This is a genomic window from Dethiosulfovibrio peptidovorans DSM 11002 (assembly GCF_000172975.1).
Taxonomy (GTDB): Bacteria; Synergistota; Synergistia; order Synergistales; family Dethiosulfovibrionaceae; genus Dethiosulfovibrio; species Dethiosulfovibrio peptidovorans.
Window position 1 is genome coordinate 1,281,110 of sequence record NZ_ABTR02000001.1, and the last position, 20,891, is coordinate 1,302,000.

At 56.6% G+C, this 20,891-nt stretch carries 20 protein-coding genes; 4 read left to right on the forward strand and 16 right to left on the reverse strand.

Annotated features, from left to right (window positions below; translation table 11 throughout):
- The first annotated feature begins 29 nt into the window (after positions 1-29).
- Both DPEP_RS06150 and DPEP_RS06155 read left to right on the forward strand, forming a co-directional pair.
- Complete coding sequence (locus DPEP_RS06150) at positions 30-1,190, forward strand: DUF819 family protein (RefSeq protein ID WP_005660531.1); 1,161 nt, start codon at positions 30-32, stop codon at positions 1,188-1,190.
- A 233-nt stretch (positions 1,191-1,423) separates the two neighbouring features.
- A complete protein-coding gene (locus tag DPEP_RS06155) occupies positions 1,424-3,748 on the forward strand; it encodes a hydratase (RefSeq protein WP_005660533.1) in 2,325 nt (774 codons plus the stop codon).
- 4 nt (positions 3,749-3,752) lie between these two features.
- Here DPEP_RS06155 and DPEP_RS06160 read toward each other — a convergent pair whose 3' ends face one another.
- Positions 3,753-4,637: a LysR family transcriptional regulator gene (locus DPEP_RS06160; protein WP_005660535.1), complete on the reverse strand. Its 885-nt coding sequence runs from the start codon at positions 4,635-4,637 to the stop codon at positions 3,753-3,755.
- 228 nt (positions 4,638-4,865) lie between these two features.
- Between DPEP_RS06160 and DPEP_RS12810 the strand changes: the two genes are divergently transcribed.
- Positions 4,866-6,350: a sensor domain-containing diguanylate cyclase gene (locus DPEP_RS12810; RefSeq protein WP_005660536.1), complete on the forward strand. Its 1,485-nt coding sequence runs from the start codon at positions 4,866-4,868 to the stop codon at positions 6,348-6,350.
- A gap of 7 nt (positions 6,351-6,357) precedes the next feature.
- Here DPEP_RS12810 and DPEP_RS06170 read toward each other — a convergent pair whose 3' ends face one another.
- From DPEP_RS06170 to DPEP_RS06225, 12 genes are all read right to left on the reverse strand, one after another.
- Positions 6,358-7,107: a sulfite exporter TauE/SafE family protein gene (locus DPEP_RS06170; RefSeq protein WP_005660538.1), complete on the reverse strand. Its 750-nt coding sequence runs from the start codon at positions 7,105-7,107 to the stop codon at positions 6,358-6,360.
- A 71-nt stretch (positions 7,108-7,178) separates the two neighbouring features.
- Positions 7,179-8,018, reverse strand: a complete 840-nt coding sequence (locus DPEP_RS06175; RefSeq protein WP_005660539.1) for a uroporphyrinogen decarboxylase family protein — start codon at positions 8,016-8,018, stop codon at positions 7,179-7,181.
- On the reverse strand, positions 8,015-9,784 hold the full coding sequence (locus DPEP_RS06180; protein WP_005660540.1) for an ASKHA domain-containing protein: 1,770 nt from the start codon (positions 9,782-9,784) through the stop codon (positions 8,015-8,017). Before DPEP_RS06180 ends, DPEP_RS06175 begins: the two co-directional genes overlap by 4 nt.
- Positions 9,781-10,812, reverse strand: coding sequence for a uroporphyrinogen decarboxylase family protein (locus tag DPEP_RS06185; RefSeq protein ID WP_198003047.1), 1,032 nt, complete (start codon positions 10,810-10,812; stop codon positions 9,781-9,783). The genes DPEP_RS06180 and DPEP_RS06185 overlap by 4 nt, the downstream gene beginning before the upstream one ends.
- Positions 10,802-11,896 (reverse strand): uroporphyrinogen decarboxylase family protein, encoded by a 1,095-nt coding sequence (locus DPEP_RS06190; RefSeq protein WP_005660542.1) that lies wholly within the window; start codon positions 11,894-11,896, stop codon positions 10,802-10,804. The genes DPEP_RS06185 and DPEP_RS06190 overlap by 11 nt, the downstream gene beginning before the upstream one ends.
- Entirely contained in the window at positions 11,883-12,557 is a 675-nt protein-coding gene (locus DPEP_RS06195; RefSeq protein WP_005660543.1) for a corrinoid protein, read from the reverse strand. The genes DPEP_RS06190 and DPEP_RS06195 overlap by 14 nt, the downstream gene beginning before the upstream one ends.
- Before the next feature lie 98 nt (positions 12,558-12,655).
- On the reverse strand, positions 12,656-13,480 hold the full coding sequence (locus DPEP_RS06200; protein WP_005660544.1) for a substrate-binding domain-containing protein: 825 nt from the start codon (positions 13,478-13,480) through the stop codon (positions 12,656-12,658).
- 3 nt (positions 13,481-13,483) lie between these two features.
- Positions 13,484-14,500 carry a sugar ABC transporter substrate-binding protein gene (locus tag DPEP_RS06205; protein ID WP_005660545.1) on the reverse strand — a complete coding sequence of 339 codons (1,017 nt, stop codon included), beginning with the start codon at positions 14,498-14,500 and terminating at the stop codon, positions 13,484-13,486.
- Positions 14,501-14,521: 21 nt separating this feature from the next.
- The gene (locus DPEP_RS06210) at positions 14,522-15,448 is read right to left on the reverse strand and encodes an ABC transporter permease (protein ID WP_005660546.1); all 927 of its coding nucleotides are present in this window, start codon (positions 15,446-15,448) and stop codon (positions 14,522-14,524) included.
- The gene (locus DPEP_RS06215) at positions 15,445-16,182 is read right to left on the reverse strand and encodes an ATP-binding cassette domain-containing protein (RefSeq protein WP_005660547.1); all 738 of its coding nucleotides are present in this window, start codon (positions 16,180-16,182) and stop codon (positions 15,445-15,447) included. The genes DPEP_RS06210 and DPEP_RS06215 overlap by 4 nt, the downstream gene beginning before the upstream one ends.
- Positions 16,183-16,367: 185 nt before the next feature.
- Positions 16,368-17,156 (reverse strand): SDR family oxidoreductase, encoded by a 789-nt coding sequence (locus tag DPEP_RS06220; RefSeq protein WP_005660549.1) that lies wholly within the window; start codon positions 17,154-17,156, stop codon positions 16,368-16,370.
- Positions 17,157-17,235: 79 nt separating this feature from the next.
- Positions 17,236-17,568, reverse strand: a complete 333-nt coding sequence (locus DPEP_RS06225) for a GNAT family N-acetyltransferase (RefSeq protein ID WP_005660551.1) — start codon at positions 17,566-17,568, stop codon at positions 17,236-17,238.
- Between the two features lie 3 nt (positions 17,569-17,571).
- Here DPEP_RS06225 and DPEP_RS13650 point away from each other — a divergent pair, with 3 nt between their 5' ends.
- The gene (locus DPEP_RS13650; RefSeq protein ID WP_274531989.1) at positions 17,572-17,706 is read left to right on the forward strand and encodes a hypothetical protein; all 135 of its coding nucleotides are present in this window, start codon (positions 17,572-17,574) and stop codon (positions 17,704-17,706) included.
- On the opposite strand, the gene DPEP_RS06230 is transcribed toward DPEP_RS13650, so the two are convergent.
- Genes DPEP_RS06230 through DPEP_RS06240 form a run of 3 tightly spaced genes read right to left on the reverse strand, consistent with a single transcriptional unit; the run spans position 17,703 to position 20,890 of the window.
- Positions 17,703-19,256, reverse strand: a complete 1,554-nt coding sequence (locus DPEP_RS06230) for a 2-isopropylmalate synthase (RefSeq protein ID WP_005660553.1) — start codon at positions 19,254-19,256, stop codon at positions 17,703-17,705. The genes DPEP_RS13650 and DPEP_RS06230 overlap by 4 nt on opposite strands.
- Position 19,257: 1 nt before the next feature.
- The gene (locus tag DPEP_RS06235) at positions 19,258-20,397 is read right to left on the reverse strand and encodes an isocitrate/isopropylmalate dehydrogenase family protein (RefSeq protein WP_005660555.1); all 1,140 of its coding nucleotides are present in this window, start codon (positions 20,395-20,397) and stop codon (positions 19,258-19,260) included.
- Between the two features lie 4 nt (positions 20,398-20,401).
- Entirely contained in the window at positions 20,402-20,890 is a 489-nt protein-coding gene (locus DPEP_RS06240; RefSeq protein WP_005660557.1) for a 3-isopropylmalate dehydratase small subunit, read from the reverse strand.
- Between the last annotated feature and the right edge of the window lies 1 nt (position 20,891).

The following is a 20,891-nucleotide window of genomic DNA, read 5'->3' on the forward strand; positions in this document are numbered from 1 at the left end:
CCTATTTTAATCTAAGAGGAGGGAATTACGTGATCACCAACGGTTTTTCTTATCTCGCTTTTATCCTGTTTTTCGCGGGGCTAGTGGTTTTGGCGGAGCGGCATTCGAAAGGGAAGTTCTTCGAGTACGTTCCTGCGGTCGTCCTTATCTATTTCGTGTGTATGCTTTTCTCCACCTTCGGTCTGTGGAGCAAGACGGAAAGCGTAAACGCAGTCTACAAGGGGGTAAAGGGCAATCTTCTTCCTGCGATGATCTTCCTCATGCTCCTTCGATGCGACCTGAGGAAGATTATGAAGTTGGGTCCGAAGATGCTGCTCGGATTTTTCGCCGCCTCCACCAGCATCGCTTTCGGTTTCGTCGTAATGTATATGTTGTTCAAGAGCAACCTGCCCGCCGATGGTTGGAGAGCCTTCGCCGCCCTCTGTGGAAGCTGGATGGGCGGTACCGGCAACATGGTGGCCATCCAGGGAGCCTTGAATATCGCCGACGCCGATATGGGCTACACCCTTCTTATAGACTCCATCGACTACTCGATCTGGGTCATGGTTCTTCTCGGTATGGTACCCTACGCAATGAAGTTCAACAAGTGGACCAAGTCTGACACCAGCGCCATCGATCAGGTGGGAGCCGAGCTCTCCAGGCATCACGAAAGTCTGCGCAAGGAGACCACCTTCAGCGACATAATCTTCCTCCTCGGCGCCGCTTTGGCCGTATCCGCTGCCTGCCAGTGGGCTTCCGGTTTCCTTCCGAAATCGGCCTTCATGTCCGGCACCACCTGGACGGTACTTCTGGCTACGGTGGTAGGTGTGCTCTGCGCCATGACCCCCATGTACGGTCTTCCCGGTGCTTCTCAGATGGCCAACACCATGCTTTATATGATCGTCGGGCTTATCGCCTCTAGAGCCAACTTCGCCGAACTCACCGAGGCTCCCATGTATATACTCGCCGGATTCGTCATCCTCGGAATTCACGCCTTGAGTCTCTCCATAATAGCCAAGCTCTTCAAGCTCGACCTGTTCACATGCGGTGTGGCGAGCCTGGCCAACATCGGAGGGGTGGCTTCCGCCCCGATCCTTGCCGCCGCTTACAGCGACGCACTCGTCCCGATCGGAGTCCTTATGGCGATGATGGGCTACGTGGTAGGAACCGGTGGCGGACTTATCGTAGGAAAGATTTTGTCCATACTGTAGAAAGCAACGACATCTCGATCTATAAACGTCCCCGATCATCTCCTGTTAGAGATGGTCGGGGATTTTTTAATTCAAGCTCAAGGAATACGGCGTTTCTCTGGACTATGGATCGGCATCCCCTGCAATGATTTTTTTGCATCGATCAGCATGAAAATACAGCATTAGATGTGATGGCTTGCAGGGGATATACTGAAATAGAAAGACAGATAATTCCCGGAAGGAGCTGGAGCATTTTGATTTCCCTGGTGGATAGACCGGTATATCTTTTCAACGGCGATGTGCTTTGCGAGAGGTCGGAGAAGGTAGGAAAAACCGAGGTGGAGAGCCTCATGTCGAAGGCGGGGCTGGCGCCTGATGCGAATGCTCTGCCGACCGTGCCGGGAACCGGGACCATGGCCTACGGCATCATCGACTCTCACGACACGAGCGATGGAAAGGGCGGCCTGCGGCTTTGCTTCGATAAGCTGACCTCTCACGACATCACCTACGTGGGGGTGGTTCAGACCGCCATAGCCTGCGGACTGACCGAGTTTCCCGTTCCCTACGTCCTTACCAACTGTCACAACAGCCTGTGCGCCGTGGGGGGGACCATCAACGAGGACGACCACGTTTTCGGCCTCTCCGCTTGCAGAAAGTTCGGAGGCGAATACGTCCCCGCCCACGTGGCGGTGATCCATCAGTACATGAGGGAGATGATGGCCGAGAGCGGGGCCATGATCCTTGGGACCGACAGCCACACCCGCTATGGGGCTCTCGGGACTCTGGCAGTCGGTGAAGGTGGCCCGGAGCTGGTCAAGCAGCTTTTAGGTCGAACCTACGACATGGCTCGGCCCGGCGTGGTGTGTATATATCTGAAAGGCGCTCCCAGTCCCGGCGTCGGACCTCAGGACGTCGCCCTTGCCATCATAGGAACGGTCTTCGAGAACGGTTTCGTAAAGAACAAGGCCATGGAGTTCGTCGGGCCCGGCGTCGGTTCTCTGAGCGTCGATTTTAGGCTGGGTATCGATGTCATGACCACCGAGACAGCCTGTTGGAGCTCCATATGGCGTACCGACGAGGCCATAAAGGAGTTTTACGGCGTACACGGTCGTCCTGAAGCCTATAAAAGGATCGATCCGGACGACGTGGCCCTCTACGACGGAGCCGTGGTGGTGGATCTGGACAAGGTGGAACCGATGATAGCCCTGCCTTATCACCCGAGCAACGCCGTTACCATAAGAGAGTTCGTCGAGAACCCCGTGGATATGATAGAGGCCGTCGAGACGGAGACCGCCAAGGTGATGGAGAACAGCTCGCTGAGGCTGGGGCTCATGGATAAGGTTGTGGACGGTCGTTTCACCGTGGATCAGGGAATCATAGCGGGGTGCTCCGGAGGAACCTTCGAGAACGTCGTCGCCGCATCGCAGATATTGGACGGAGCCGATACCGGGGCCGGTAAGTTTTCTCTGAGCGTCTACCCGGCCAGCCAGCCGGTTAACATGGAACTGGTGTCCAACGGTTCCATCGGAAAGCTAATGGCCGCCGGTGCCATAGTGAAGACAGCCTTCTGCGGACCCTGTTTCGGGGCGGGAGATACTCCCTGTCACAGAGGCTTCAGCATCCGTCACACGACCAGAAACTTCCCCAACCGTGAGGGCTCAAAGCCGGGAGATGGACAGATATCGGCGGTGGCTCTCATGGACTCTCGCTCCATAGCGGCCACGGCGGCAAACGGCGGAATTCTGACCCCCGGAACGGAGTTTGCCGACAGACTCGAGCCCGTTCCCTACCGTTTCGACGGCGAAGTCTACGGCAAAAGAGTCTATCGCGGCGTGGGCAGGCCCCATCCCGAGGAAGAATTGGTCTACGGGCCCAACATAAAGCCCTGGCCGGAGATATCGCCTCTTCCAGAGGATCAGCTGCTTTTGATGGCTGCCGTTATAGACGATCCCGTCACCACTACCGACGAGCTGATTCCGTCCGGCGAGACGTCGTCGCTTCGTTCCAACCCGATGAAGCTGGCCGAGTTCACCCTCTCCAGAAAGGAGCCCCGTTTCGTAGGCCGGGCCAAGGTGGCTCAGGCCCTGGAGGATTGTCGCAAAAAGTCTGTCGCTGACGGAACTCCCCTGCCCGACGATCTTGCCGAGATACTATCTCTGGTGGGAGAGCATGTCGATGTCGGAAGGATCGGTCTCGGGTCGGCGGTATTCGCCGTGAAGCCCGGCGACGGTTCCGCCAGGGAACAGGCGGCTTCGTCTCAGAAGATGCTGGGAGGTCAGGCCAACGTGGCGGTGGAGTACGCCACCAAAAGGTATCGCAGCAACCTCATAAACTGGGGAATGATCCCCTACGTGGTCGAGCATGAGGAACAGGGCAAATTCCGTGCCGAGGACTGGCTTTACGTGCCGGGAATCCGAAAGGCTGTGCAAGAGGGCTCCACCGAGATCCAGGCGTACGTTCTGAGGGATCACGAGAGGGTCCCAGTGGCATTGAAACTGACGGATTTGGAGAAGGAGGACAGGGATATAATTCTGTCCGGATGCCTGATGAACTACTACAGAGACTGTTCGGACAGATAGTAGCCTACCGGGCGAGGGAGGGTTTAAACGCTACCTCGCCCTTGACGAATTCCATGAAGGCCGCCAGGGCCTTGAGTCCTACGGCGTTCTCCCGGCAATACAATCTGGTGTCTCTCCGGAGCGGATTCCCGTCGGGGAACACCAGCATTTCTCCGTGGAGTTCCGTCGCCTCCTCCAGGCAGAGACCGGAAAGTATTGCATATCCCAGCCCTTTCCTGACCATCTGTAGGCATATATCGACGGTGTCCACCTCCATGGAAACGGTGGGAGGGACGGAGTAGCGACTTTGCCACCAGTTTCTTATGTCGGTCTCCAGCGGTCCGTCGGTGCGGTTGTGGATTCTCGGCATCTCCGGCAGTCTGTCCATTTTCAGCGGTTCGGAGCTTACGACGTAATAGAGGCCGTCGTCGTCCATCGAATAGCTGAGTTCCGGCCACTTGAAATCTCCCCTGGCGATTATCAGTTGAGCCTCGTCAGACAACAGCATGTCGTAAACCCTCTGGCTGTGGCCGGTTCGAACCTTTACCTCCACGTCGGGGTATTTGCCGCAAAAGGACTTCAGCAGGTCCGGAAGCCTGTATTTGGCGAAGATATTGGCGCATCCTATGCGAAGCGTCCCTCTGACTCCGTAGTCGTCGCCGTCCAAGGAGTCCTTGAGGTCTCTCAGATCTTTCAGTGATTTTCTGGCGTAGTTCACCAATCTCTCTCCATGAGGGGTCAGATCCACCCCCCGGCCTCTTCTGATCAGGATGCGGCAGCCGAACTCTCTCTCCATATGCTGTATCCTCCTGGTCACGGCGGGTTGAGACATATACAGTCTCTTTGCCGCCTGGGTGACGTTCCTCTCCTTCCATAGCGCCTCTACAAGAAGCCAATCCTTTTCGTCCACGATGAATCCTCCTTTGGTATCTCTCTCCGACAGGTTTTCTTTTATGCTTCCCGTTTTTTTTCTTATAGGTGTTAAGATAATGGAAAAGTTGATCATTTTAAGGGGTCGTGGACGTGAAGACAATAGGGTCTTCCTTTCTCTCTACCGACATCCATGGAGCGGAATGTTTCCTAGGGGTTTCCCCGTCGAACGATCCCTTCTACAATTCAGTGAGGGAGGTGGCGAACCGTGACCTCTAGGAGAAGGTCCTCTCTTAGAAACGGTATCTTGACCATAGTCATGGCCTCTTTTGCCGTCTTAAGCCTGATCTACGGCATTTTGCTGGAGTTGGCGATAGATGACTATAGAGAGTCTAGAATCGCCGATCATGACAGATATACTGCCATAGTGCGCAGGAATCTGACCTACGAGCTCGATCATATTATGGAGTTATCCACCAATTTGTCCCGTCCCAGAGATATCGTGGAGTCCATCGAGGAATCGGATAACGAGGTGCTGTCAGACTGGGGCAAGGCTTTCACTAAGACCGTCGGTTCCGTGGTCTTCACCGACTTGGACGGGGTTGTCATCGCCAGGGCTCCCGACGAGTTCAGATTTGCCGATTCGCTTTCCTCCGATATCTACTTCGAGGAGGCAGAGAAGAATGGGGTCTTCTTAGGGATAGCTCCAGTGGATGGGAGGGATAGCTTCGTCGCCTGTCGTCCCGTGCTTAAATACGACGATGTGCCTGTTGGATATCTGGTCGTGTCCAAAGCGATAACTCCCTCTTTTCTGGAAACGCTGCTCCCGCAGGACAACATGAAATTGACCTTCTCCGAAGAGATGGATTCCGATCTATCCCGGGAAGATGACGCTTCTCAGTATCCCCATCGTATTATAGAGGTAGGAGGGGGGTTCTTCTCCCTCGACTTTTTGCCCAGTCCCGAATATAGGGAACTGCTGTGGCTTCAGTACAGCTTGATACTCGCCTTTCTGGCCGTGACCGGAGGAACCGTTTTTTTTCTGCTGTTCTTCCTTAGAAGGCGATTCGATCCCTATACCAGAATGGTAGGCGCCTTAGTCGATTATTCGGAGAGGAAGACCGACCTGGACGGGCTGCTGGACGTGATGTCCGAGATATCCTCGGGGGCGTCCGATGAGATCTCCTATATATGCGAGGCGCTGAAGGACATGATACTGGTACTGAAGGATAAGATGGAAAACATCCAGTCCTACAGCGACAGGTTGGAATATCTGGCCAACAGGGATTCCCTTACGGGGCTCTGGAACCGCCGGAAGATGGACCAGATTCTTCTTTCAGAGACGGAGAGGTCCAGCCGCTACGGATCGTCTCTCTCCGTCGTGATGGTGGATATAGACCACTTTAAAAATGTCAACGACAATTTTGGTCATGAGGTAGGGGATACTGTGTTGAGCTCCATCGCGGCTCTGATGAAGAACTGTACCCGTGCAGGCGACTCTGTCGGAAGGTGGGGTGGGGAGGAGTTTTTGGTGGTTCTGCCGGAGACCGACGTCAAAGGCGCCCTGGAGTACGCCGAGAGGATGAGGAGTGCCGTAGAGGACAATGTATTCCACGACGACATAAGGATAACCTCCAGCTTCGGGGTCACCCAGTATAGGAGCGGCGAACCGGTAAACGAGTTCGTGGCCAGGGCGGACGAGGCACTCTACGACGCCAAGGAAAAAGGCAGAAACAGAGTCGAAATCTGCTGAAGTCGATTCAGCTAAGTATGAGGCGTATCGCCGCGACGAAGGTCAGTGCCGTCACGACCATTATGAAGAGATTCTGCTTTATTCTTCCCACCAATTTCAGCCCCGACCAGACCCCTAGGGCGACGAAGGGCATGGCGATAAGATTAGCCTTCAGTGTGTCCGGGTTTATGATCCCGATGGACCAATAGAACGGGACTTTGAGGACGTTGGCCACCAGGAAGAACCAAACGCTTGCGGCTATGAAACGTCGTTTAGGCAAGCCGGACATTATCATGTGGAGAGATATGATCGGTCCCGCTACGTTGGCCAGGGCAGTCGCGGTACCGGCGGCGAGCCCGAAAAGAAACCTTAGGGAGGGTCTCATCCCCTCGAAGGTGGATCCTTCCTTTTTCCGCCGTGACGACAGAATCCTCAGCCCAAGCATGGACAGAACCACCCAGCCTATGACGGATCGAAACAACTCCCCGTCTAGCCTCTCCATCAAAAGGCATCCCAGTCCGATCCCTACGACCGCCCCCGCCAGAAGGGTGAGGATCAGTCTTCTCTCCTTGGCGGCCTCGAACCTGTAGCTCGGGGCGGAGACGATGTCCGCTGCTATAAGAATGGGCAGAGACAGCCCGACCGACAATTTGGCCGGGAAGGCCGATGCCATGAGCGGGACCATGAGAATGGCCGTCCCGGGCAGAGCCGACTTGGAAAGCCCCGCTATCAGCCCCGACAGGGCGATCGCCAATATCTGAAAGCTATCTAAATGCAAAGGACGCACCTCCCGTTTAACGTCCTTAAAGTATAAAGCAGAAATGTTGTTAGGTGTGCCCCGGAGAGTTTTTAGTCCGTCACGTCCATGGTCCGTATTCTACAGGCGTCGGCGGGAGTCTGGGCCACGCAGCCCCCTCCGAACCACCGGATCCCCCGAGTTCTGAGGGTCTCGAGGTGATCTCCGTATCTTCCCGATCCCATCTCCGCGGTATGTCCCGATATGGCCCCTATCTCTTCCATGGACGACGAGAGCCGTCCGCACAGAAAACCGCTCCACGGTCCGTCCAATCGGTCCATCTCCCTCAACAGTCTGGTCAAAGCAGGGGAGACCAGCTTTTCGAACCGTTTCGGGCCTAGAAGGTCGGGGGTGGCGGAGGGCTCCGCCAGGGAGATTATCGAGATATCCCGTCTCGCCGCCTCCTTTGCACAGGAGAGAGAGTAGGCCGATATTCCTTTCAGAACGATCTCTATTCTGTCGGGATCTTTTCTGGCGGTTCGAAACAAAACCTTGGGATCCAGCAGCCCCATCAGGGTGGAGAAGGGCCCGGATATCTTCAATATGACGGGAAGACCTTTTCCCCTCAGTATGGACACCGCCTTCATGACCTCACCCATCCTGCCGGAGTCAGGCGATGGAATCTCCTTCGGGATCATGTCGGGGTCGTCCCAGGGACACTTGGGTATGAGAGGGGTGGTCCTGTGGTCCCCCATCCTTACCTGCGCCCCGAAGGCCTCGGCCTCCACGGTGGAACAGAAAGGCACGGAACAGTAGATGTCTCCTTCTAATCGCATCAATTCCTCCGCCACCTGGGCCATGAGCTCCCCGTCGCGGTGTACCTGGGGAAAGGGATAGCGGGAGCCTATCTCGTCCGGCATGGCTCCGTTCTTCGACACAGGGCAGCCCTTCATCTCGATACCTCGAACTGGAGACATCTGGAGAAGAGACGGTCGTAACTCTCCAGCACGGATAGCTCGACGTAGTCCACCATGTCGGAAATCCTCTCTGCGTCGTCTCTGGCTTTCCTGGAAAGCAGGCACATGGCGGCTCCAGCTCCGGAGGTGTTGCCGCAATAGGTTATTCGTTCCTTTAGTTCCATCGGTATGAGCCCCGACCCCGTCAGGCTGTCGATGCTCAGATGGCGTCCGAACTGTCCCGCTACCAGGACCTGATCTATGTCGGCCATTGTCAGGTCGTTGGCCTCCAGAAGGGATATGAATCCGGAGAGTATGGCCCCTCTCGCCAGCTGAACCTGTCTAAGGTCGCCCTGGGTCACGGTGAGCCTCGGATCCCTCTCTCTCAGGACCAACGCCCTTTTCCCGTTTTCCTCTGTGATCATGGGCCCCGGTTTCAGTCTCCCCGTCTTGCCCACCATCTCAAGACGGACCACCTCGGATAACACGTCCAGTATGGCGCTGCCGCATAGCCCTCTGGGCATTCCTCCGCCTATGACTCCCAGTTCGGCGAAGGATTCGTTCAGGCGAACCGACTCCACCGCTCCGTCCGATGCCCTCATGCCGCAGCTTATGTTCATCCCTTCCAGAGCGGGCCCGGCGGCGCAAGAACAGGCGCTGAGCCTGCCCCGGTCGGACAGGACGATCTCACCGTTCGTGCCTATGTCTATGAAGAGCCTGATGCCCCGGTCTTCCATCAGCTCGGTAGCCACCATTCCAGCCACTATATCGGAGCCAATGTAGGCTGAGACTCCGGGCAGGACGTAGGCCCTGGCTCCCGGAGCCAATTCTACCCCCAGGTCTACCGAGGGTACGGTCATCCCCCTTCGAAGAACAGGGCTGAAAGGAGCCCTGCCCAGTGACCAGGGATGGACCCCCAGCAGCAGAGAGGTCATGGTGGCGTTGCTGCCGATCGCCATCTCGTATATTCTTTTCCTGGAGGTCCCTTTATCGAAACAGACTTTGTCCACGAGGCGGTCCAGGCAGGAGATTATGGCGTCATGGAGGTCCTCCAGACCGGTAGGAAAGGTCTCGCATCTCTCTATTCGGGAGATCACGTCCAGGCCGAAGTCCTTCTGGGGGTTTATCTCGCTGGCGGATCCGACGGTATCCCCGGTCTTCAAGGATATCAACGACACGACCACCGTCGTGGTACCTACATCAACCGCCAGTCCGTAAAGCTCGGGGTCTCTCTTCGGTATCAGGTCTATCAGGCTGTCTTTGTGGAAGACCGCGGTTACTTCCTTCGATCTGAACGCCTGGGGAATCCTCCTGACCAGAGATGCGTCCGGTTTAAGCGGCCCTGTTACCGATTCGAGATGGTCCAGAAGGGACATTCCGTCTCTTATCTCCGGTCTCGGTATCGATATAGGCACGGCGCCTATGGCGGGGCATATCTCGAAATCCGGGCGGTTCCCGTCCGTGAGGATGGCCGAACCCTTTTCCTCCTGATCGGACAGGGACACAGCGACGTCGCCGACCGGGCGGCACAGGCAGGACAGTCGAACTCCCTCTGCGATGTCCTCCGACGAGAGAAAGGTCCTCTCCTCGTCCGTCACGGGGCCTCCGTCTCCTTTCAGGGTGACCCGGCATTTTCCGCAGATTCCCTTGCCTCCGCAGGGAGCCTCTGTCTTGACTCCGCCTTCTCTCAGTATCTCCAACAGGGTAGGCCCCGGAGAGAACTCCAGGACCTTGTCTCCATCGATGGTAATCCTCGACGTCATGAAGACTTCCTTTCCTTTGCGCTATCCACCAGAGTCCGTACCTGGCTAAGTGCCGTCCCCGCTCCAATGCCGCAGGCGGGGGCCAGAATATCGATTCCCTGGTCCATGCACACCTTCGCCATCCGTTTCAGATGTTCTGGAGAGGCCGTCTCTATGGCAAGGGTGCTCACGTTTCCCATAAGGGATTTAGTGCTCAACCTGAGGGCCAACTCTTTGGCGGAGGTTATGGAATCGAAACTGATGCAGTCGCTCCTTATGTCGTCCAGAAGATGGGCCACTCCGCCGAGACGTCCGCATATATGTACTATGGTGCCCTTTACGGAGGTGGAGAGTCGGTCCAGTATGCCGTTGAGAGCGGGGATTGCCCATCTTTCGAATGCCTTAGGTCCCAGGATCTCTCCCGTTCCGCTTGGGTCCGATATGGTGAGGACGTCCGCTCCCGCCTCGACCTGGGCTTTTCCGAATCGAACGAGCTGTTCCACCACGAAATCCATCAGAATCTGGACTTTCTCCGGGCTCTTTCTCATATCCTTATAGAAAAGCGAGGGATCCACGAGCGATGTGGCAAGGCTTATCGGACCGGTTAGGTTGGCTATTACCGGTATGTCGCCGTTTCTTTTTTTCAGGAGGGAAATCGCCCTACATACCTGGGCCGTACGTTCGGAGGATAGGTCCATCTCCTTTAAACTGTTCATGTCGCCGGAGTTCGACATGACGTATCCGATAACCCTCGGTTCGTGGATCCTGTCTCCCATCGATACAGGCGCCCCCATGGCTTCGGCCTCTACTGTCATGCAGAATGGAACCCCGTAGTTCTCGAACCCTCCGTTCTCCGGCTGTCCCGCCGCCAGCTCGGCCATGGCCTCTCCGTCGAGGTGTGCCTCGGGCCAGGTACTGTCGGTCAGGTCCATAACGTCCTCTACGATCATGTTCATCATTCCGCCGGGGCATATGCAGGGAGGGCGGTCTAACGACTCCCTCTTCAGGGCCCCGACCAGCCTTTTTAGCTCGGTCATATCAGTCGTCATATCTGTCGATCGCCAGAGCCTTCTCCAGTTTTTCCTCGGTTATGGGCCACCCGAGCTCCCTGGTTGCATCCATCATGGCGTCTATGTTCCTTATCGGCGTCTCCACCGGAAGGCCGCATCCGGACATGAGGGCGAATCCCTTGGGCGATCGATAGGCGTCTCGGATGTCGGACAGGCAGGCCTTTCGAACCTCTTCCCTGGTTCCGGCGAACATAACCGACGAGGGGTCCACCTTGCCCATTATCTTCATCCTGTCGCCTACCTTGGATACGCAACCCGGTAGGGGGACCACGTTGTCGATGCTGAGGGCGTTTAGACCCATGTCGGCCAGATCCTCCCAGATCCCGTCGGTCTTGCCGCAGATGTGCATCGATGTGCCCATGCCCTTGTCCTTGATGTGGTTCAGCAGTTTTCCTACCACTGGAGCGGCGTAGCGTCTGAAGTGTTTGGGGCTGACGACGGTACAGGATGAGAGAGGCTCTGCTATGGATATCCCCATGCCTCTGGAGGCGGCGGCGTCTACGTAGCGCAGTGTGCTTTCCAGCGAGACCTGACATAGCCTATCCACCGACTGGGGATCTCGCACCATCAGTCTCGTCATTTTCTCTACACCTATCAGAAAGAAGGCGGTGGTGAAGGGGCCGACCACCAAGGCGGTGCAGGGGACCTCGGAGCTTATTTCGTCCACTACCATCTCCATCGCCTTCAGGTGGGTCGGAATTCTACAGGCCTTCTCCGGATCTATAGGCTCCAGCTCGTCGATCCTGGAGACGTCGTCTATGGCAGGTTCCAATAGGTCCGCCGTGTCGTCGTCGGGAAACTTGATCTTGGCTCCCATAGCCTCGGCGACGGTGAAGAGGTCGGTGAACACCTTGGCTCCGTCGCCTCCGAATCTCCTGTGGGTGGCGATGACGGCGTCGGCCAGGGCTCTCGGGTCGTGGTTGAACTCGGATATCCTGCATCCCGATATGCGGGCGATCCCGTTGGAGAGGTTGGGGTTACACTGTAACCGGTCCACCGGCTGTCCCGCTGACATGGCCCTGGCACGTTCCAGCGGGGTCATTAAATCCTTAAACTGCGACATGGGACATCGTCTCCAGTTTCGTCGTCACCAGTTTTCTGGCAAGTCTGGCTCCGGCGGATGCCTCCGGTTCGTAGCCGTCGGCACCTATCTTCTGGGCGAAGTTCCTGGAGATAGGGCCTCCTCCTACCATGACGATAGTCTTATCCCTTATGCCCTTCGCCTTGAGCAGGTCTACGACCACCGGCATGTTGGGCATGGTGGTGGTCATCAAGGTGGACATCCCTACCAGATGGGCTCCCACCTCGATGGCCTTGTCGACGAACTCCTTGGGGGGGACGTCTCTTCCAAGATCGTAGACCTCGAATCCTACGGTCTCCAGCATCACCTTGAAAAGATTCTTCCCTATGTCGTGGGTGTCCCCCTCGACCACCCCTACCACCGCCTTGTAGGTCTCGGACGAATCGTCCCTGCGAAGGTGGGGCTTAAGCACGTCCAGACCGGCGTACATGGCGTCGGAGCACAACAACAACTCCGGTATGTAGTACTCCTCCTCTTCGTACAGTCTTCCCGCCTCGTCCATACCTACGGAAAGTCCCGAGGAGATGCCGTCGTAAGCGTCAAATCCCGCTTCGACGTAATTTTTGGATAGCTTCGCCGATGTCTCCTCGTCCATATCGACTACCGATCTGGCCAGTTCTTTAAGCATATTTTCTTTCTCCATCTTGTAGTTCCTCCCCCTTGTAACTATTAGGCATAAAAATTATGCCTAATATCAGTATACACGTGGAGGATTTACGCGACAAGATCGAAACATTTATGCTATAGAGTCTTCAATATATTGTTCGCAAGAGTTCCCGTGGGGACAAGTTTATATTTCAGAAATAAACCGATCGATTTCAGTATTTCATCTACCAGCTCTGCCGGATCGAGGCCTACGGAGGCGGTCAGAGATCCCGCCTCTATGGCGGAAAGGGCTTCCGGTATGAGGTCGACCCCTCCTATTGGGATTTCGACGCCCTTTTCGGCGGCGGTCTCTATAGCCCCTAAGGCCATAAGGTCGTTGGCGCAGAAAATGGCCTCGGGTTTTAGGGGGATCAGCTTTTCCATCGCCTTTCTGCCGCCCTCCTTGGTGAAGTCGCTCCATTCCACGTCGAGGACCGCTAGGCCTCTTCGTTTTGCCGTCTTAACGGCTCCCTCTGTTCTCATCCTGCCCTGCCTGGTGTCGATGGGGCCGCCGATGCAGCCCAAAGGACCGTCGCAGTTTTCCAGTAGAACCTCCGTGCACATTCGGCCCTGTTCCTCGAAGTCGGCCGCCTGTAACGGTATATAACCGGATATGCCGGCTACCATCTCTTGGTCGCACTTGGGGCCTACGTCGAAGATGGGAAATTTTCTGGACGATGACTCAAGCGAGGGCAGGAGGTTTTCCGCCGTCAGGGGGTTTATTATCATGCAGTCGTAGTCCGCCGACAGGTATCTGCCCATGAGTTCGGCCTGGCATAGGCCGTCTCTCGGATCTTCGGGAAAGAGAAAGTCTCCATAAAAACCATGTACCGGGAGGGATTCCCGGTACATGCGTATGGTCTCCAACCAGAACGGGTTGTCTTGATCACAGAAAAGAATAGCTATTTTGCGGAGATCCATCGATCATTTCCACCCCTGGAATTGCCCGATATTCTCTCCGTTCACCAGGGTTATCGGAACGGACAGTTTTTCCGGAAGGTCTTCGTCCTTTTTTATCAGCTTCAGAGTGTAGACGAGAGTTCCTCTGGTCCAGGCGGCCTGGGAGAAGGTGGTCGATCCGGCCAACCTGCCGCTTTTTATGGCCTCTGCCGCCTCAGGAATGAAGTCCGTTCCGTATACCGTCACTCCCTCTATTCCTGCAACCTCGAGGGCGTCTACCGCGGCAAGAGCCATCACGTCGTTGGCGCAATATATTCCCTTGAGTTGGGGATGGGCTTTTACGAGGTTGGTCGTTATGTCGTAGGCCCTGTTTCTGTCCCAGTTGCCGGCTTCCACAGCGACCAGTTTGAGTCCGGCTTTTTCGAAGCCCTCGGACGCTCCCTCTCTCCGAGCTTTGCTCTGTCCGGCTCCGGGAATTCCCTCTATTATGGCGACCTCCGATCCGGAGGGCAGCTTTTCGGCCATGTCCTCGGCGCAGAGTCGCCCTTGGTCCTTGAACGTGGCGGTTATCCATCCGTCCATTACGGCACCGGCCTGCTTTAAACCGTCTCTGCTTACCTCGGGGCCGGAACATACGACTGGGATGCCTTTTTCGTCGGCCTTGACTATGCCCGGTATAAGATTGAACGGGTCCATCGGGGTAACTATGATTCCGTCGTATTTCTTGGCCACCATGGCCTCCAGGGTGTTGAGCTGGGACTTGAGGTCCTTTTCGGTTGGGGCCGCCATAACCTCCACCGATATCCCCATCTCCTTTGCCCACTCGCCGTAGCGTTCTTTCATGGTCACCCAATAAGGGTTGGACAGGGTTATCACCAGAACCCCTATGCGCTCCTGGCCGGTTATGTCGGGCAACGACCCCATCTGATCCTCGATGGTCGCTATCGACTTGGAGACCATCGGGTTCGGCTCGCCTGCGAAAGAGGTCGCCGCCATGGCGCAACACAGCGCCGCCGCACATAAGAACTTCGCTACCTTCATTTTCAAATCACCCTCCGCTATCTATTGTTTCGTCCTCGTCGATCGCTCCGAAAGAACTACCGATATGAGGACGATGGCACCTACGGAAAATCCCTGATAGTAGGACGAGACTCCGAGCATCGTGAGGCCGTTCTTTACCAGCGCCAGCAGAATCCCCGCCAGAACGGTCCCTGTCAGGCTGGTTTTACCGCCCTGTATGGCTGTTCCTCCGAGCACCGCCGTGGCTATGGCGTCCATCTCCATCATCGCCCCCGCCAGAGGTTCCGCGCTGTTGAGACGCGAGGTAATAAGTACGGCAGCCATGGCGGCGCAGCATCCGCAAAGGCAGTATAGGCCGGTCTTCCAGCGCTTTACCCTGATTCCGCATCGTCTGAGGGCCTCCTCGTTGTTTCCCAGCCCGAGGGTGTATATCCCGAATCGAGTGAACGAGAAGAAGAACCACAGAGCCAGAAATAGCAGGGCACAGACTATAACCGATACCGGAAGGCCCATAATCCGGCCTCTGCCTATAAACGTGAAAGACGGCGGGAAGCCGTAAACCGGCGTTCCCTGCGTGATTATAAGTGCCAGACCGGACATCAGAGACATAGAGGTCAAGGTCGCTATGAAGGGATTGATCCTCAGAAAAACGACGATACCAGCGTTCCATAGGCCCGCGATCGTCCCCGCCGCCAGGGCGGCCAGGCATGCCGTGGACGTCGGTAGCCCCGCTTTCAGCGCGGGGGCTATTATCACGCCTATAAGCGCCACGGCGGAACCTACCGAGAGGTCTATCCCTCCTGAGGCGATCAAAAGGGACATCCCCAGGCCTACGACTATGTTGAGAGTGCTTTGATCCAGCACGTTCCTTATGTTGTCCCAGTTCATGAAATAAGGCGACGATAGGGCGAAAATCAAACAGGAGATCGATATGACTCCCGCCAACCGCAGCGGTCTAGCGCTTTTCACGATATGGCTCCGGATATCCGTCCCGCAAGGGATAGGGGATCGAGTTCGTCAGCGGGAATACAGGCTACGGTTCTTCCGTTGCGCATTATAACCACTTCGTCGGCGGTCTCCAGAACCTGTTCCATATCGTGGCTTATGTAGAGTATCGCCTGTCCGTCCTCCCGTAACTTTTTAACGGTATCGACGATGTGGGATCTTTCCACTATCCCCATGGCAGATGTCGGCTCGTCCAGTATCAATATATCTCCTTCCTGGGCGATCGCTCGGGCCAGGGCTACCGCCTGTCTCTGGCCTCCGGAGAGATCGGAGACGGGAGTAGCGACGGACGGAAGGTCTATGGCGAATCGTTTAAGCAGCTCGATCGAACGATGCCTCATAGCCTCTCGATCGACGATACCCCATCTCGAGGGTTCCATACCGAGCCATATGTTCGACGCTACGTCCAACACGTCCACAAGGGCCAAATCTTGATAGACTGTGGCTACCCCCCTACGACGAGCTTCGGCCAAGGTGAGAGACGGGGTCGCTTTGCCCCTAATGGATATATAGCCGTAATCCGGCCGCAGCGCTCCGGTTATGCATTTGATCAGAGTGGTCTTTCCCGCTCCGTTGTTTCCCACCAACGCAGTTATCTTTCCCCTCTCGAGGGTCAGATCTCCCTCTACGAGGGCGTCTACGGGGCCGAAACTTTTCTTTAAAGAACGGACGGTCAGGACGATGTCGTTATATCGCATCTCGGCCTCCTTTGGAGATAAAAATTATAACATATGAGAATATGTCTATCGACAAAACAGCAAGATTCTACAAGAAAATCCTTTACGACGGTGGTAATTTAGACGAGAAAGGCTGTTAGCAACATGACCTAAAGGGGCCGAGGCGGAATTCCGCCTCGGCCCCTTACATGAGAACTTGCCCTTTGCTAGAACGCTTTGACCATCCCTCCGTCCAGGAGGATCGTCTGTCCCGTTATGTAGGTGTTGGCCTCGGAGCAGAGGAAGGCGGCCAATCGGCCGTATTCGTCTACTGTTCCATATCTTCCCAGGGGGATGGAATCGAAGGCCTTGCGTCGGACCTCTTCGACCGACAGCCCCGACCTTTCCGCCCTGATCGAGTCCAGATGCTCTATCCTGGCGGTACCTATCCTTCCCGGACCTATGACGTTGACCAGAATGCCGTCCTTTCCGAGCTCTTGGGACAGGGATTTCGTCAGCCCCATGACCCCGGTCCTGAAGGTGTTGGACAGTATCAGGTTGTCCAGGACCGATTTTACCGAGGACGAAGTGGAGTTCACGATCCTGCCGCCTCCGTTGCCCCTCATGGACGGAAGGACCGCCCTGACGGTACGGATATAGGACAAGAGCGTGAGCTCGAAGGCTTTTTGCCAGGCCGTGTCCTCGAAGTCGTCGAAGGTACCGGCAGGAGGTCCTCCGGTGTTGTTCACCAGGGCGTAGACAGGCCCTAGCTTTTCCACGGTGGCGTCCACCAGGCCCTTTATGTCCTTCGCTGCCGTGATATCTCCGACGAAGAAGGACGGCCTGTTGCCGGTCTCCTCCTCTATGTCCCTTTGAGCTTCTGCCAGTTTTTCCTCCGACGGGCTGAACAGCATCACCTTGGCTCCCTCTCTGGCGAGCTCGGTGGCTATACCCTTGCCGAGACCTCCGCTGGAGGCCATCACTATGGCTGTCTTATCTCTCAGTCCAAGATCCAAAATCGATCCCTCCTTTTACGATGCTTTATCGTGGTGCACGATAAAAACATACCATATAAGTAGGGATAAGTGAAGGGCTCTACCCCTCCAAAATGGACATGACTATCATGTCCAGGTAACGTCCGTCCCTGAAGATTGCCTCTCTCATCCTGCCTTCCTCCACGAATCCGCATTTTTCGTAGCATCTTCTGGCGGACAGGTTGTCCTCCCTCACCAGCAGGTCCATTCTGTGCAGATTCATGAAACGAAAGCCGTAATCGACCAGGGTGTTCAGGGCCTCCGATCCGTAGCCCTTCCCCCTGTTGCCGGGGGTGCCTACGACGAGGGCTATCCTCGCCGAACGGTTTTTCCAGTCTATTACGTGGAAGTCTATCTGACCTATGTAGGCAAGGGTCTTCCTGTCGGCTATCACGAAATGGGCCTCTCTGTCGGTTTCGAGGTGCTGTGGTCGTACCTTCTGTTCTTTCGCTGTCACCGCAGGGTCATGCCCTTGGCGAGGGAGAGTGCCGACGAGCTGATCTCGTTCGTGAGCGATAAACTTCGAGCCTAGACGGCCCGTCTCTGTCGCACTATCTCCACCCCTCTGGCGGCGGCGGTCTGATACAGTCGGTTTATGCCGTTTACGTAGGCCTTTATGCTGGCCTCTATCACGTCGGTGCTGACTCCCCGTCCCTGGACCTCCATGTCGTCGTGTCGCAGGGTGACCCTGGCCTCTCCCAGGGCGTCGGATTTCTCGCTTGCCGATATTATCCTGTAGGCCGCCAGTTCCGGCTCTATTCCCACGATCCTCCTTATCGCCGCGTAGGAGGCGTCCACCGGGCCGTTGCCCGTGGCGGCGTCGTGGATCTCGTCTTTGCCATCGATCAGGGATATGGCGGCGGTCGCCCTTCCTCTGCCGGAGTGGACGGCGAAATCCTTGACGGAGAATTTTCTGTCCGGACAGACAGAGAGGATCTCGTCCACCACAAGGGCCTCCATGTCGCTTTTCGTCACCATCTCCTTCTTGTCGCAGAGTTCCTTGAAGAGGGAGAAGGCCCTCTTGAGCTCCTGGTCGGTGAGGGAGTATCCCATGGACTCGAGCTCTTTGGCGAAGGCGTGGTGACCCGAGTGCTTGCCCATGACGAGCTTGGTCTCCGGAGCCCCCACGTCCTTGGGATGCATTATCTCGTAGGTCTCCCTCTTGCAGAGAACTCCGTGCTGGTGTATTCCCGCTTCGTGGGCGAAGGCGTTGTCTCCCACTATGGCCTTGTTGGGAGGCAGATGGACCCCCGTCAGTCGGGAGACCATTCGGCTGGTGTCGAAAAGTTTGGTTGTGTCTATCGCAGTGTCCACCGAGAAAACGTCTCGGCGGACCTTGAGGGCCATGACTATCTCCTCCAGAGATGCATTGCCCGCCCTCTCTCCTATGCCGTTGACGGTGCACTCCACCTGTCTGGCTCCTCGTCTTACCGCCTCCACCGAGTTCGCCACCGCCAGCCCAAGATCGTTATGGACGTGGACGGACCATATGGCCTTTTCCGATCCCTCGGTGCCCTCCATTATGCGGGAGAGGAAGTCGCCGAACTCTCCCGGGGTGGCGTAGCCCACAGTGTCCGGGACGTTTATCGTCGTGGCTCCCGCGGCTATGGCTGCGGTGAAGACCTCCATGAGAAACTCCGGGTCGGATCGACTGGCGTCCTCGGCGGAGAACTCCACGTCCTTGACCAAAGAGGCGGCCAGGGAAACGGCGTCGGTCGTTCTGCGAAGGACCTCTTCGGGAGACATCTTGAGCTTGTGCTCCATGTGGATGGGGCTTGTGGCTATGAAGGTGTGTATTCTACTTCTAGATGCTTCCCTGACGGCCTCGGCGGCTCTTCTTATGTCCCCTTCGTTCGCCCTGGCCAATCCGGCTATGATCGGGCCGTCTATCTCGGAGGCGATGGATCTCACCGAGTCGAAATCGCCCCGTGAAGAAGCAGGAAAGCCCGCCTCTATGACGTCCACCCCTAGGGCTGCGAGCTGTCTGGCTATCTGAAATTTCTCCGTTCCGTTGAGGTTTATGCCCGCCGCCTGTTCTCCGTCTCTCAAGGTGGTGTCGAAGATGCGAACCGTGTCTTTCATATCAAGGAGTCTCCTCTCCGATTCTCTCTATTATCTCGGCGACCCTGTCTCCGACCGCCTCTGTTCCTACCTGACCTCCCATCTCTCTCGGAAGGTCGTCTCCGTCGTTTTCGCTAAGGAAGGTCTCTACCGCCCGGTCTATCGTCTTGGCGGCCCGGTGTTCTCCCAGGGAGTCGAGCATCAGTCCCGCCGATAGAATTGCGGCCAGAGGATTGGCCCTGTCCGTTCCGGCTATGTCCGGGGCCGAGCCGTGTATGGGCTCGAACATCCCCAGTCCGTCTCCCAGGTTGCCTCCCGCCGCCACTCCCAGTCCGCCGGTTATTCCGGCGAAGAGGTCGCTGACGATGTCGCCGAACAGGTTGGGGCAGAGCACGGTACCGAAGTCCCAGGGGCTTCTGACTGCGTGGTAGCACATGGCGTCCACGTTCATAGTCTCCATCGGTATTCCCTGGGCCTTGGCCTCGTCGGCGGCTATCTCCTCCCAGAAGCCGTACAGCTGGGGCATTGCGTTGGCCTTGGTCGCCAGAAGTATAGAATCGTCTCCTCGTCCCCTGGCGAAGCGGCAGGCCGTGGCGGTTATCCTCCTGATAGCTGGTTCTGTGGCTATCCCCATCTGCATTGCCATCCTGTGTCCCGTCTCCAGCTTTACACTGCCAGTCAGGTCGTAGAGCCCTCTTTCCGCCTCTATTGCCTCGTCGATGCTTCCGTCTCCGGTGGCTCCTAGCCCCATGTAGAGGTCCTCGGTGTTCTCCCGGACCACCAGCATGTCTATGGAGTGACCGTCCGCTCCCGCTATTGGAACCGGTACCTTGGGAAAGGCCCTGGCGGGACGGAGGTTTACGTACATGTCGAAGCCGAATCGCAGCGTCAGGAGGATGCCTCTTTCCAGTATCCCCGGCTTGACCTTGGGATCCCCTATGGCTCCCAGATAGATGGAGTCGCACTCCGAAAGCCTGTCAACGGCGTCGTCCGGAAGGACCTCACCGGTGGAAAGGTAGTGGGACGCTCCCCATGGAAAGGTCCTCCATTCCAGATCCGTTCCCGTCTTGGCCGTGGCGGCGTCCGCCGCCTTTCGTCCCTGCCTGATCACCTCCGGACCTATTCCGTCTCCGGCGATCTGGGCTATTATCTTCACGGTCATGGCTCTATCTCCCCGCTCTGGACGCCACGAAGGGCACCAGTCCGCCGGCGGCGATTATCCCACGGAGGTATTCGGGGAATGCCGGTACGGTCCAGCTTTCTCCGGTCGTTTCGTCCGAGATTACCCCGACCTCCATGTCCGCCGTCACCTCGTCGCCCTGAGATATCTTCTCTGCCGCCTCGGGGCAGACGAAGATGGGCAGCCCCACGTTTATGGAATTGCGGAAGAAGATCCTGGCGAAGGATTTAGCTATGACGCAGGAGATCCCCGCTCCCTTTATGGCGATGGGGGCGTGTTCCCTGCTGGATCCGCAGCCGAAGTTCTCTCCTCCGATAATGATGTCCCCCTGGGATATCTTTTTAGCGAAATCGGGGTCGCCGTCCTCCATGCAGTGGGCGCCCAGGGTTTCAGGATCGGCCGTGACCAGATATCTGGCCGGTATTATTACGTCTGTGTCCACGTGGTCTCCGAATTTCCAGGCTTTTCCTCTCATC